25 protein-coding genes are annotated in these 11,401 nt (G+C 46.5%); 14 read left to right on the forward strand and 11 right to left on the reverse strand.

The annotated features are described in order from the left end of the window. A partial coding sequence (locus tag ABVN36_RS23925; RefSeq protein ID WP_393923724.1) for a Rad52/Rad22 family DNA repair protein occupies positions 1-674 on the reverse strand: 674 nt, incomplete at its 3' end. Positions 675-681: 7 nt separating this feature from the next. Beyond that, positions 682-870: a hypothetical protein gene (locus ABVN36_RS23930; protein ID WP_000613174.1), complete on the reverse strand. Its 189-nt coding sequence runs from the start codon at positions 868-870 to the stop codon at positions 682-684. Between the two features lie 111 nt (positions 871-981). On the opposite strand from ABVN36_RS23930, the gene ABVN36_RS23935 reads away from it, so the two are divergent. Further along, the gene (locus tag ABVN36_RS23935; protein ID WP_157784771.1) at positions 982-1,140 is read left to right on the forward strand and encodes a hypothetical protein; all 159 of its coding nucleotides are present in this window, start codon (positions 982-984) and stop codon (positions 1,138-1,140) included. On the opposite strand, the gene ABVN36_RS23940 is transcribed toward ABVN36_RS23935, so the two are convergent. The 7 genes from ABVN36_RS23940 to ABVN36_RS23970 all read right to left on the reverse strand — a co-directional run bounded on the left by ABVN36_RS23940 (position 1,137) and on the right by ABVN36_RS23970 (position 3,945). After that, the gene (locus ABVN36_RS23940) at positions 1,137-1,271 is read right to left on the reverse strand and encodes a hypothetical protein (protein WP_000983401.1); all 135 of its coding nucleotides are present in this window, start codon (positions 1,269-1,271) and stop codon (positions 1,137-1,139) included. The two genes, ABVN36_RS23935 and ABVN36_RS23940, sit on opposite strands and share 4 nt — an antisense overlap. 85 nt (positions 1,272-1,356) lie before the next feature. Beyond that, complete coding sequence (locus ABVN36_RS23945) at positions 1,357-1,611, reverse strand: hypothetical protein (protein WP_000401881.1); 255 nt, start codon at positions 1,609-1,611, stop codon at positions 1,357-1,359. A 152-nt stretch (positions 1,612-1,763) separates the two neighbouring features. Continuing rightward, positions 1,764-1,964: a hypothetical protein gene (locus tag ABVN36_RS23950; protein ID WP_001539177.1), complete on the reverse strand. Its 201-nt coding sequence runs from the start codon at positions 1,962-1,964 to the stop codon at positions 1,764-1,766. 68 nt (positions 1,965-2,032) lie between these two features. Continuing rightward, entirely contained in the window at positions 2,033-2,989 is a 957-nt protein-coding gene (locus ABVN36_RS23955) for a hypothetical protein (protein WP_393923725.1), read from the reverse strand. 83 nt (positions 2,990-3,072) lie between these two features. Beyond that, the gene (locus ABVN36_RS23960) at positions 3,073-3,267 is read right to left on the reverse strand and encodes an antirestriction Ral family protein (RefSeq protein ID WP_080212491.1); all 195 of its coding nucleotides are present in this window, start codon (positions 3,265-3,267) and stop codon (positions 3,073-3,075) included. Positions 3,268-3,390: 123 nt separating this feature from the next. Next, positions 3,391-3,597 (reverse strand): hypothetical protein, encoded by a 207-nt coding sequence (locus tag ABVN36_RS23965; RefSeq protein ID WP_129464611.1) that lies wholly within the window; start codon positions 3,595-3,597, stop codon positions 3,391-3,393. A 9-nt stretch (positions 3,598-3,606) separates the two neighbouring features. Then, the gene (locus tag ABVN36_RS23970; protein ID WP_000216176.1) at positions 3,607-3,945 is read right to left on the reverse strand and encodes a hypothetical protein; all 339 of its coding nucleotides are present in this window, start codon (positions 3,943-3,945) and stop codon (positions 3,607-3,609) included. Positions 3,946-4,322: 377 nt separating this feature from the next. Between ABVN36_RS23970 and ABVN36_RS23975 the strand changes: the two genes are divergently transcribed. Next, a complete protein-coding gene (locus ABVN36_RS23975; RefSeq protein WP_058803878.1) occupies positions 4,323-4,526 on the forward strand; it encodes a hypothetical protein in 204 nt (67 codons plus the stop codon). Positions 4,527-4,669: 143 nt separating this feature from the next. Here ABVN36_RS23975 and ABVN36_RS23980 read toward each other — a convergent pair whose 3' ends face one another. Both ABVN36_RS23980 and ABVN36_RS23985 read right to left on the reverse strand, forming a co-directional pair. Beyond that, positions 4,670-5,692, reverse strand: a complete 1,023-nt coding sequence (locus ABVN36_RS23980; RefSeq protein ID WP_044128249.1) for a hypothetical protein — start codon at positions 5,690-5,692, stop codon at positions 4,670-4,672. A gap of 50 nt (positions 5,693-5,742) precedes the next feature. Beyond that, the gene (locus ABVN36_RS23985; RefSeq protein WP_058803881.1) at positions 5,743-6,429 is read right to left on the reverse strand and encodes a helix-turn-helix transcriptional regulator; all 687 of its coding nucleotides are present in this window, start codon (positions 6,427-6,429) and stop codon (positions 5,743-5,745) included. Between the two features lie 109 nt (positions 6,430-6,538). Between ABVN36_RS23985 and ABVN36_RS23990 the strand changes: the two genes are divergently transcribed. From ABVN36_RS23990 to ABVN36_RS24045, 12 genes are all read left to right on the forward strand, one after another. Continuing rightward, positions 6,539-6,766, forward strand: coding sequence for a helix-turn-helix domain-containing protein (locus tag ABVN36_RS23990; protein ID WP_058803883.1), 228 nt, complete (start codon positions 6,539-6,541; stop codon positions 6,764-6,766). A gap of 108 nt (positions 6,767-6,874) precedes the next feature. Next, positions 6,875-7,165 carry a CII family transcriptional regulator gene (locus tag ABVN36_RS23995; RefSeq protein WP_000424138.1) on the forward strand — a complete coding sequence of 97 codons (291 nt, stop codon included), beginning with the start codon at positions 6,875-6,877 and terminating at the stop codon, positions 7,163-7,165. A 20-nt stretch (positions 7,166-7,185) separates the two neighbouring features. Beyond that, a complete protein-coding gene (locus ABVN36_RS24000; protein WP_000166968.1) occupies positions 7,186-7,347 on the forward strand; it encodes a hypothetical protein in 162 nt (53 codons plus the stop codon). Further along, positions 7,334-8,155: a replication protein gene (locus ABVN36_RS24005; protein WP_080202707.1), complete on the forward strand. Its 822-nt coding sequence runs from the start codon at positions 7,334-7,336 to the stop codon at positions 8,153-8,155. The genes ABVN36_RS24000 and ABVN36_RS24005 overlap by 14 nt, the downstream gene beginning before the upstream one ends. Then, entirely contained in the window at positions 8,152-9,528 is a 1,377-nt protein-coding gene (locus ABVN36_RS24010; protein WP_024142006.1) for a replicative DNA helicase, read from the forward strand. Before ABVN36_RS24005 ends, ABVN36_RS24010 begins: the two co-directional genes overlap by 4 nt. Next, a complete protein-coding gene (locus ABVN36_RS24015) occupies positions 9,525-9,794 on the forward strand; it encodes a hypothetical protein (RefSeq protein WP_001036028.1) in 270 nt (89 codons plus the stop codon). The genes ABVN36_RS24010 and ABVN36_RS24015 overlap by 4 nt, the downstream gene beginning before the upstream one ends. 70 nt (positions 9,795-9,864) lie before the next feature. After that, positions 9,865-10,062 carry a hypothetical protein gene (locus ABVN36_RS24020; protein WP_001541881.1) on the forward strand — a complete coding sequence of 66 codons (198 nt, stop codon included), beginning with the start codon at positions 9,865-9,867 and terminating at the stop codon, positions 10,060-10,062. Between the two features lie 11 nt (positions 10,063-10,073). Then, positions 10,074-10,352 (forward strand): hypothetical protein, encoded by a 279-nt coding sequence (locus ABVN36_RS24025; protein ID WP_020838501.1) that lies wholly within the window; start codon positions 10,074-10,076, stop codon positions 10,350-10,352. Positions 10,353-10,354: 2 nt separating this feature from the next. Continuing rightward, positions 10,355-10,651 (forward strand): hypothetical protein, encoded by a 297-nt coding sequence (locus tag ABVN36_RS24030; RefSeq protein WP_000049339.1) that lies wholly within the window; start codon positions 10,355-10,357, stop codon positions 10,649-10,651. Next, positions 10,608-11,054, forward strand: coding sequence for a recombination protein NinB (locus ABVN36_RS24035; protein ID WP_020898884.1), 447 nt, complete (start codon positions 10,608-10,610; stop codon positions 11,052-11,054). Before ABVN36_RS24030 ends, ABVN36_RS24035 begins: the two co-directional genes overlap by 44 nt. After that, positions 11,051-11,224 (forward strand): protein NinD, encoded by a 174-nt coding sequence (gene ninD / locus ABVN36_RS24040; protein ID WP_024142973.1) that lies wholly within the window; start codon positions 11,051-11,053, stop codon positions 11,222-11,224. The genes ABVN36_RS24035 and ninD overlap by 4 nt, the downstream gene beginning before the upstream one ends. Beyond that, positions 11,191-11,373: a NinE family protein gene (locus tag ABVN36_RS24045; protein ID WP_000113771.1), complete on the forward strand. Its 183-nt coding sequence runs from the start codon at positions 11,191-11,193 to the stop codon at positions 11,371-11,373. The genes ninD and ABVN36_RS24045 overlap by 34 nt, the downstream gene beginning before the upstream one ends. Positions 11,374-11,401: the final 28 nt, after the last annotated feature.

The raw sequence follows: 11,401 nt of genomic DNA on the forward strand, positions 1-11,401 counted from the left end.
TTCATTACCTGAACGCATTTTGTCTGCGCATCATCGTGACCAGCCAATAATTGCCAGTCATGCTGATAACGCTCAATGAGTTTTTTCTTGTCAGTTTCTGTTGCTGCATAATCGCTGAAGTCTTTCAGGATTTGTTCGCAGTCAACCGATGGAGATTTCTGGTTGGTATTTTCTGGTGATGGTTGATTGCCTGATGCTGGCATGGCCCAGTTCGGCAGCGATGGAGGGAGCCAGTAAAATCCTGTTCCATCCTTCAGTTTGGCCCTGTGCCATCCTTGTTTCTTATCACTGGATATCTGCGCAAAACCTTCCTCAAGGTTATACAGATACCGACCAATTCCCCACTGAACGGCAGCACGCTTCATTGCGCCGGAGCGACCACCTTTGACGGCTTCTACCTGTGTGTTTTCAGCAGCATCCCATTTGGTTACCCATTCAGAACCAATCTTGATTGATATGCCACATTCAACACCGCCGTTGTTCGGGATATCCCGATATTCGTTACGCCAGCCAGCCTTGCCGCATACATCATCAAGGCGCTTCATGATTGCCCTGTTGGTCACATACGCGAGCACCATTGCCCAGACTTTACCATCTCGCGTTTTTCCGCTTTGTTGGATACGCCATTCAATATCGTCAGCAGCGAATGGCGCATCAAAATCATTCAAATTCATAAACACCTCAGAATGGGAGTTCGGAAGGATTAGCCAGAAACTCGCCTTTATTCATTCGCTCACGACGAGCCATATCAAGACAGAAGGACTTCATCGACTTATCACCGGCCTTACGCCAGTACATTGCCTCAGTCAGGTGATACTGACGCTTTATCCTGCTTAATTCTGGAGTTCTGGCTAGGTCTGTAGGAATCATTATCGTTCTCCTGTTCTTTCTGCTGATTGAGCATGTCCTGCATAAGGCGAATAAACGCATCGTCTGACCAGGTATCTGTAATGCTCACTAAATAATCTCCGGCTCGTTTTTATGGTTAAGCACGATATCTACCAGCAGGTCTTTAAGTGGCTTAGCTTCGGTCAGTGTGTGGATGTGCAACTTGCCGTCTTTGTTAACTGCTGCTCTCCATGGCTTTCCGTGGTGAATAACCAGCATTCCTGGAGTTACGCACTGGCGAATAACGGTTAATGTGTTTTGCATAACGCCTCCAGTTGCTTACGAACAGCGCGAATAAGACGACGAATACGCTTGGATAATTCGGATTCAGCGGGATAAAAAGCGGACATGACGCCGCTACCCGCGAGGCTTAGTTGCATCATGGGCTGGTTCCTTATGTTGTGTGTGATTGCATAGCGATAGAGACTCGTGAATCTCTGTTGATATGCGGGCATGAAAAAGCCGCACTCAGGCGGCTTCTGATTTCTCTTCTTCGTAGCGCTCGATAATCTCGTCGCTATAGCTGTTTTCCGTTAGATAGGCGATGATTTCATCCATTTCCATCTCAGCAAAAGCGGTATCCAAGAGGTGATGGCAAAACTCTTTAATTTCGCCATAAGTGTTTAAGTCAAACTTAATAGTCGTATTATCTTCTTTGACGGTTACTTCTCTCCATCCACCATTTGATGAATAAGTTGCAACTTTTCGAACGTCGATTTCCATGCTTTCCTCCAGGTAAAAAGAATGCCGCCCATATAGAGCGGCAAATAACATCAAGGGATGATTTTTCGATTAACCAGAACGAGTCGTCGTCCTCGTTTGGTTACGAGCGATATTGCTCCGTGTATTCACTCACTGGAATGAATACACAGTGCTTATTCGCTTTCTATCTCTTCAAACCCCCAATCCATTCTTTCCCATGCAACATCCTTCATAATTTCATCCTTATCCCCTTCACTGTATGAGTCCCATTCATCATCAGAGATACCAAGATCCTCTTCAATGTCAATTTCCTGCTTATAGCAGGAATGAATATTTGCGCCTGAATCTAGCCAAACTTTAAATTTTCTGCCCATTTAAAATTTCTCATCATAGTTATGCGATATTGCTCACATAGCAGACTGCGCAATCTGCTATAGGTGCATCACTCACACGCTACAAACTCACCATCTTCATTCAGTTGATACCATGTATTCGGCATAATACCGTTCTCGCCAACTTTGCTTGCGCGGATGTGAATCAGTTCGCCATCTTCATCGCGATAACAGAGGACGATTGCACCACCTTCTGATGCGCGAGCTTTTCCTTCAATGCCGAACGCCGCTGCTACGGATTGTGATCCAGAAACTTCTGCCGCTGACCGGTTGCCAGTGTTAGTTGCCGCTGAACAGTAGCCAGTGTTAGTTGCCGCTGAACAGTCGCCAGTGTTAGTTGCCGCTGAACAGTCGCCAGTGTTAGTTGCCGCTGAACAGTAGCCAGTGTTAGTTGCCGCTGAACAGTCGCCAGTGTTAGTTGCCGCTGAACAGTAGCCAGTGTTAGTTGCCGCTGACCGGTTGCCAGTGTTAGTTGCCGCTGAACAGTAGCCAGTGTTAGTTGCCGCTGAACAGTAGCCAGTGTTAGTTGCCGCTGAACAGTCGCCAGTGTTAGTTGCCGCTGAACAGTAGCCAGTGTTAGTTGCCGCTGAACAGTCGCCAGTGTTAGTTGCCGCTGAACAGTCGCCAGTGTTAGTTGCCGCTGAACAGTCGCCACACATGATCTGCTGCTCAAGAGACTTATCTATCTTGCTCCAAATCCATTCGATACCACGTTGAATGAACTGAGGAAGCGTTAACTCTGCCTTAATCGTTATGCTGGCGCTGGCGATTTTGGTGTCACCATCTTCTTCGCGGTCAGTAATACCGAAGGAGATGGTTTCTGCAAAGCGGCTGTCTGCAGGAGAGTAATAACTGAAAACATCGAAAGGACATTCACAGGCGTGGAATCCAGAACCGCAAGCCTCCACTTTTCCATCGTGATGGAAGGTCTTGCCAATTTCAAACTGAAAGTCACGGCACTTTAGGTCTTTGTTAAATCCCTTGAATGTCACAATTTCTTTGGTCATGTTGTTATTCCTTAAATTTTGGCAATAAAAAAGGCCGCATTGCGACCTGATTAGATATTTGAAGTGAGATAAAAGAAGACCAACTATGTAGCCTTTAGTTTTTCCAGCTCTCTGGCAATCATTGCCGTGGTTCTGATTGCCCATTTATCGACAATCTTTCCATCTTCCCTAACAAGAGCCATTTCCTCAGGCTTCACCATGCATTCAGCATCAAGCTTGCAGCCTTTGCATTTCACAAAGCGACCACACCATTGGTTGGTATCAATAGTCGTAGTCATATTGGTAGTCCTGGTATTGTTCCATCACATCCTGAGGATGCTCTTCGAACTCTTCAAATTCGTCTTCCATATCTCACCTCAAATAAGTGGTTTGCTTCCAAAAGAAAACACGCCTAAGCTGGTCTATTTCTGAGAAGAAAGTGAGTTCATAACTAACTTTGCTTCATTCCATTTTGCAACAGCAGCTTCGTGCTGCTTAATTAATGAATTTACTGAATCGCAAAGGCCATTATCAATCCAGTGACGATGCATGTTGCACAGGCGATCATTAAGTCTCACAACGTCACTCTGCGCAGCAACTACAATTCTGCGTACTTCTTGGTATGTCATACACTCACCTCAATCAAAATAAGCCGGAATTGATTTGCCGCGCTGCTTCTGTACGGCGTGGATTTTATTTCCGAGCGGGTTAGCGTCCCGGTAGTAAATGCGGTTCTTCTTAACCGCTGTTACTTCAACTTTCTTCTGACGCGTTCCGGCAAGCGAAATGGCTTTGGTAACGCGGTCAATTCTTTTGGCTTTGACCTCATGAGAAGCATCAGGAACATCGCAGCCAAAAATTGAATCGATGATATTGCAGATGGTGTCGCGCTCTATGGCTAGCTTTCTGCGCCGCTCATGACGGCGAGTTTTAGCATTGCCTGCAAACGTTGACTTCCCGTAGGTGATAACCGTCATGATTTAATCCTCATGTGAAATGGCTTTGGTACTGGCGCCGGAACCTGTCTCAATTTCCGGATTTCAAGTGGCTTCTCAGTCCGGCCCGATCGGTACAGCTAGGCCTAAGCTCCACCACACGCCAGTCCAAACCCATCTCGTTTGGTATTTGTTCGCGCTTTGTCAGCGCATCATCGAAGTTAAAGAGCGTTGCCTTTCCGTTTGGCTACCAGCGTCCTGCTGATGTGGTAAATATAAAACCAAGGTTGTATTTATGTCAACAACCAAGGTTGTATATTTATCAAAAAAGGTTTTTTGTGGTTGTATTTTAAGGGTATTTATTTTTATAAATCCTCTATGTAATACTGTTCTGAACAAAAAACGAGCGAGGAATCTGTGTGAAAAACGAGGATGAGTTCTTTGCGGAGCTTCACCCGCAAGTGGTTGAGGTTCTCGGTACTGCGCTGATGCAGGTACTGGTAGAGCAGCGCGAACCTTCGCGTGAAGCTTTAATAGAAATGATTCAGGTACTGTGGCAGGAAGAGGATGTGGACTTGGCTGTAGAACTGGCTATTGATGTTCTGACACTGCCGAAAGAGTAGGGATCTTTGTGGTTACAAGGTGGCGGGCAAATGGATGAAATAGCTATGCGTTGTATTAATTATCAATGAGTTACGTTGGCGGTCGAATGGTTTATGTAGGGTTCGACAGGCAGTAAAAACCCGGCGCGGTGGCCGGGTTGAGATTATGGGCGAGCTATAGTTGATGCGTTTCCATTTTCGATTACGCCAGCTCGTATCGTGTAGCTTCCTAATATCTTTACTGTTCTGTTTTCTTTCATGGCGTCAAACAATAAAGCGATTTCATCTTTGTCATCTATAAACGAAGTGTCAACTGAAACCGGAAAGCTCTCTTCACTGGATGGTTCGCGACAGCTTAACGTTATTTTTTCTGCGGTACGCTTGATACTATCAATCACTAACTCCAGATTACGCTCTTCTTTTTTGGCCTTCTCGATGGGGTTTTTGATTATTTCATGCACATCTTTTTGAGAAAGGTTGAGCTTTGTCGCACCATCAATTTCAATTCTATCGGCATCGCTTACTGATTTGAGCACTCCGGTATATGCCTTGGAAACGTGCTCTTGGATACCCTCCGCTCTTTCGATAGTATCTACTCCAGCATTTGATCTCATGGCCTGAAGCATCCCATCCTTAAGAATGGTAAGCCTTTCGTTCTCCGATTTTATCTTAGCTTCTTGCTGCTTTGTTTCTTCCTGCTTTACTGCAATTTCAGCCTCAGATTTTAGATAAGACGTGCCAACCCATGCCCCACCGAATAGGGCAACAGCGAACAAGAAGCATGTTGTTTTTTGGGTTGGGCTCATCCCTTGTGTCACCTTATCAAATGCATTACCACAAGCTTCAGCTAAATCTTTCAGGGCTGTGATGATCTCTGTGCAGCCTGGCTTTATAGAGAATACAATCTCCGCATCTTCTCTATCCTGTGCGCCCAGTCTTTGCAAGTTATCTGTTTTATACTTAATTAGAGTATAAACCTTATACATCTCATTCTGAAACTCACAGATGCCTTGAGCCAAAGATGCCGGAAGCGTACCATTGTAGCGTGTTTCATCACCGAAAATCTTAAATTTAACAGATTCGAATAGCTCAATTTTTAACTGTTCTATCAGAATCTCTTCACCCGACTGGATGCGATGAAAAACACCCTCTAATGCATCCACGCTATCAATCGTGATTGTATTCATCACACTTAATCCCTTATCCATCATCACCCGAATATCTCATCAGGCCATTGTTACAGTTTGTTGTAAACTATCGATTCGTGAATAAGCGCTTTTCCCATGATATAGAGCTGGTCCTGATTATCTTCCGTCACATACCAATCCTTATATGCTGGGTTGTCTGACAATACAGCCAACTGAAGCCCCTGCATTTGTAAGCGCTTGACATGAAAGTGTTGCCCGAAGACAAACGCATATACCCCATCTACCTTGAAGTGCCTAACAGAAACATCAAAGAACAACCGATCTCCAGACTGTATGGTTGGGCACATGCTATCACCATCGACGGTCATTACCTTTACGTCTGACTGAGAGCGGTTACCGAATAGTGATCGCGCATGCTCGGTGGTGAATTCGATGGCATGTAGGACTTCAACAAATTCAGAAATCATAAATGATCCCGGTCCTGCGCTAAATGTCAGGTCGAGTACGTCAACTCTAAACACGTCTTCTGCTAACTTATCCGACTCACCTTTTGCCATATAACTCTCTTCAACGAACATCGGCTCACGGCCATCAGATAGCCACTCCGGTCTTACACCAAGCACACTAGCTATCTCAACAATCCTCTTCGAGCTTTTAGCTTTCCCTGAGGTCAGTTTTTGTATAGCAGCCTGCGAAACCCCAACCTTTTCGGCCAGGGTCACCTGATTAATCTTCGCCTTCTCCATAGAAAGCTTTAATCGCTGTGAAAGAGTCATGTTCATCCTACAAAAATACAACCTCAGTTGTTATATGGCAAACAACCCAGCACTTGAAAAATAACAACCTTGGTTGTATATTGGTTTTATAAAAAGTGGAGGTGGTTTTATGAACCAAGTTATTAAAACCGCTATTGCCATTGTTGGAACGCAGAAAGAGCTAGCTAAGGCATGCGGTGTTAGTCAAGCAGCGGTTCAGAAATGGTTATACGGCAAGGCGAAAGTTTCGCCACAAAACGTTTTTTCTGTGGTGAAAGCCACGGGTGGGAAGGTGCAGGGATATCAAATTCGCCCAGATCTTCCATGGCTTTTCCCTAAGCCTAACCAATCAGCATAAGCAGTACCGCTCTTTACTAATTTGAACCGCCGACAACGCGGTAAACATATTTCAAGGCGCATCAACGAATGCGCACAACTAACTATTAACTACAGGAAATACTAAGTAATGGAACTCACAAATCACAGCAAAAAGATACGCGAGGTGGAAACAGAGCTTCGCGCCCGACTCGTATCAATGGGCCAGACAAATTTCGCAAAGATGGCGGGATGGTCTGATTCAAAAGTAAGCCGCCTGAACATTCAGGATATGGCGGTGACGTTCGTTCTTCTGGAGAAGGTATGGGAGACGAGCTTAATCAGGGAAGTAGCAAGACAAGCAGTGGAAGCTGTGATGCCGAGAAATAAAAAACGCCCGGCGGCAACCGAGCGTTCTGACCAAATCCAGATGGATTTCTAAGGGCATCAGGAGAGGTAATTATGACAAAACGTAGTAAGAAATACCAGGAAAAAGAAGAGATTCGACATCCTGATTCACCTGAGGGATTAGTAGTAGCCGCAGCAAATAACAGGGCGTTCGCAGAGCGCCTTGTTGGTGTTTACAGACTAGCCAAAGCAGGAGTGAAACATGGGCGTCGTTAAGTTAGCTGATTACAGGCCTCATCTGGAGGTCGTGGAGCATCGCGTGGCAGATACCGAAGATGGTTTCATGCGCGTTGCTAACGAGATTACCGACAGTCTGCTGATGGCTGATTTAACCGTCCGGCAGTTGAAGGTGATGCTCGCTATCATGCGCAAGACATACGGATTCAATAAGCCGATGGATCGACTCACAAACACGCAGATAGCAGCCATGACAGGTATTCATCACACTCATGTTTGCGCTGCTAAGCGCCAGCTTATTGAGCGTAAATTCCTCATTGCTGATGGCGTGAAAATCGGAGTGAACAAGGTGGTTTCGCAGTGGATTGGCCAGGACAGCTTAACATTAGCTAAAACAGCTAATAAAACATTAGCCAAGTCGGCTAATGGGTATAAGCCAAGTCAGCTAAACACAAAAGACAATATACAAAAGACAATAAATACAAATACCCCCTTACCCCCTAACGGGGGCGGCGATGGGCAGGTTAAACCTGAACGTCGCAAGGCAGAACGAATCGACTACGAATCCTTCCTGAACGCCTACAACACCGAAGTCGGTGACAGACTTCCACATGCTGTTGCGGTCAACGAGAAACGTAAACGCCGCCTGAAGAAAATCATCCCGCAACTGAAAACGCCAAACGTGGACGGTTTCAGAGCGTATGTCAGGGCGTTTGTGCATCAGGCCAAGCCGTTTTACTTCGGAGACAACGACACTGGCTGGACGGCAGATTTTGATTACCTGCTGAGGGAAGATTCGTTAACGGGAGTTCGGGAAGGGAAGTTTGCAGACAGGGGGATTGCATGAGACAGGATATCGAAGCGAGCGTTATCGGTGGCCTGCTGATTGGTGGATTAACACCAACCGCCAGTGACGTTCTGGCAACGCTGGAGCCTGAAGCATTCTCAATTCCGCTTTACCGGAAAGCTTTTGAAGTTATTCGAAAGCAGGCCAGAAACAGGAACCTGATTGATGGACTGATGGTGGCCGAGGAGTGCGGGGATGAATATGCAACGGCGGTGATGATGACTGCGCGGTCATGCCCCAGCGCTGCAAACCTGAAAGGTTATGCCGGAATGGTTGCAGACAGTTATCAACGGCGTCAGGTTTTACAGCTACTGGATGAGATGCGAGAGCCAATCAGTAACGGCACGCTGGATGCTTCAGGTAGAGCGATGGACGATCTTGTTAAGCGTCTTTCAGCCATCAGGAAGCCACGTGACGAGGTTAAACCTGTGCGACTGGGGGAAATTATCAATGATTACACCGACACGCTTGACAGGCGTCTGAGGAACGGAGAAGAGTCCGATACCCTGAAGACCGGAATCGAAGAACTTGACGCTATCACCGGAGGGATGAACGCAGAAGACCTGGTTATTATCGCCGCTCGTCCTGGTATGGGGAAAACCGAACTGGCGCTGAAGATTGCCGAAGGTGTTGCAAGCCGCGTTATTCCTGGTTCTGACGTCCGGCGCGGAGTATTGATTTTCTCAATGGAAATGAGCGCATTGCAGATTGCAGAGCGGAGCATTGCTAACGCCGGGAGGATGTCGGTTAGCGTGCTGCGAAATCCTGCATCGATGGATGACGAAGGCTGGGCGCGTGTTGCTAACGGCATGAGTCAGCTTGCAGATTTGGATGTATGGGTAGTCGATGCCTCGCGGTTATCTGTCGAAGAAATACGCTCAATCGCAGAACGGCACAAACAGGAAAATCCAAACCTGTCACTCATCATGGCAGATTATCTTGGCCTGATTGAGAAGCCGAAAGCAGATCGCAACGACCTCGCAATTGCTCACATCTCCGGAAGCCTGAAGGCGATGGCGAAAGACCTGAAAACTCCAGTTATCTCCCTAAGCCAGCTCTCCCGCGATGTTGAGAAGCGGCCAAACAAGCGCCCGACAAACGCAGATTTGCGTGATTCAGGAAGCATTGAACAGGACGCAGACTCAATCATCATGCTCTATCGGGAAGCGGTATATGACGAGAACAGTAGCGCCGCGCCATTTGCTGAAATCATTGTGACGAAAAACCGTTTTGGCTCACTTGGTACGGTTTACCAGCGGTTCTGTAACGGACACTTTGTTGCATGTGACCAGGATGAAGCCAGACAGATTTGCACAGCATCAAATGCACCTGCTGCGCGTGGCAGACGATATGCACAAGGGGCTGACGTATGAATAAAAAACAATTAGCCATTCTCGAAAAGGCATGGGATGCACAAATATCATGCGCTTTGAAAGAACAGGCACTACCAATAATCCAGACCAAATCGAAAATAGCCAGGCAGTTATGCGATGACGGATTCCTGAACGAAGTTGAGATTACGCACCAGATGGTAACGTTCAAAGGGTATGAGATAAATCATCATGGTATAGCGGCGTATTGCTCCCATCTTCCTGATGACGTTGACATTGATGAAATGGAAAGGGAGATGAAGCAATGACCATCTACATCACTGAGCTAATAACAGGCCTGCTGGTAATCGCAGGCCTTTTTATTTGTGGTGGAGAAAAATGATGAGAAAGAAACAAGCAGAGAAATTATTTTGTGATGCTATGGATGCGTTGGCTAAGGTCGGAGAAAGCCCATTGAATTACTGTCTGTCTTATGCCCGTGGTTTTATGGCTGCCGAGAACAAGAAGGAGTATCTGCACGAATGGGAAGACGGAACAATGCGTCTGAAAGTTAGCGATGGCGAGCAGGTTCATTGATGGAGAGGAATATGGATGAATCAAGAAAGGCTTTCGAGCAATGGGCGCTAGAAGTTATGCAGTTCACGTCTGATGACCTTAGATGGGATGAAAGGCGAAACTGCTATCTGGATTATGTGCTGCACATAGCATGGAAGGGATGGCAGGCTGGCAGGAAGACAATCGAAATTGAAATTCCGGCAGCATGTGCTGACGACGAATATTTCATTGATGGAGTCTTTCAACCAATGAGATATGAGCGCGATGTTGAGAGAGCCATCATCGCCGCTGGAATCAAAGTGAAGGAGTGAGTATGAGTAAAGTATCAAGAGGAATGAAAATATCGCTTATTTTCATCCTTAATCCGCATCGTATCTTTTTGGCTTCAGCAGTATGGCTGTCAGATTTTGTTTATTGGTTAGCAGATAAATTGGATGATTTTGCGAGATGGCTTGAGAATTTTGCGAATGCGAGGTTTGAGTCATGGCCGCTTATCGGAGAGAGGATGTCTGACGAATTAAACCGGTATTACGCGGATAAGCGCAAGGAGAAGAGCAGGAGGGCAAGTGAAGCAATTATTCCTGCTTCGCAACGAAGCAATCAGAAATAACGCCATAGACGCCATTCTCTCACTACCAATCGACGACAAGTCACCCCACGAAGTCCACGTTAAAGCACCCAAGCGAACCAAAGCACAGAACGACCGTATGTGGCCGATGCTTCAGGACGTCTCCCGTCAGGTGCTTTGGCATGGTCAACGACTGTCTCCGGAAGACTGGAAAGACATCTTCACCGCGCTGTGGCTCAAGACAAAAAAGATGGAGCAAAGAAGCGTACCCGGAATAGACGGTGGCGTTGTTCTTCTTGGGGTACGTACCAGCAAGATGAGGAAGGCGAGCATGACAGAGCTTATCGAAATTATGTTCTGGTTCGGCTCAGAGCGTAACGTGCGATGGAGTGATGATTCCCGGCGAGAGTACGAGTGGTCACAACGAACAGGGAGAGTTGCATGAAACGATGTTACCGCTGCGGAGAAAGCAAAGACGATTATCGATTCCGGCCAAATCAACCTTATTGGCACCAATGGTGTATCAGATGTGAGCGGTCGCCATTAGGTAATTTCCCGCTTCCAGAGACGAAGGAGGACGTATGGCACGACAGCGACGAAGTATCACCGACATAATCTGCGAAAACTGCAAATACCTTCCAACGAAACGCTCCAGAAATAAACGCAAGCCAATCCCAAAAGAATCTGACGTAAAAACCTTCAATTACACGGCTCACCTGTGGGATATCCGGTGGCTTAGAGAACGTGCGAGGAAAACAAGGTGATTGACCAAAATCGAAGTTACGAACAGGA

The sequence above is a fragment of the Salmonella sp. SJTUF15581 genome (assembly GCF_043356775.1).
Taxonomy (GTDB): domain Bacteria; phylum Pseudomonadota; class Gammaproteobacteria; order Enterobacterales; family Enterobacteriaceae; genus Salmonella; species Salmonella enterica.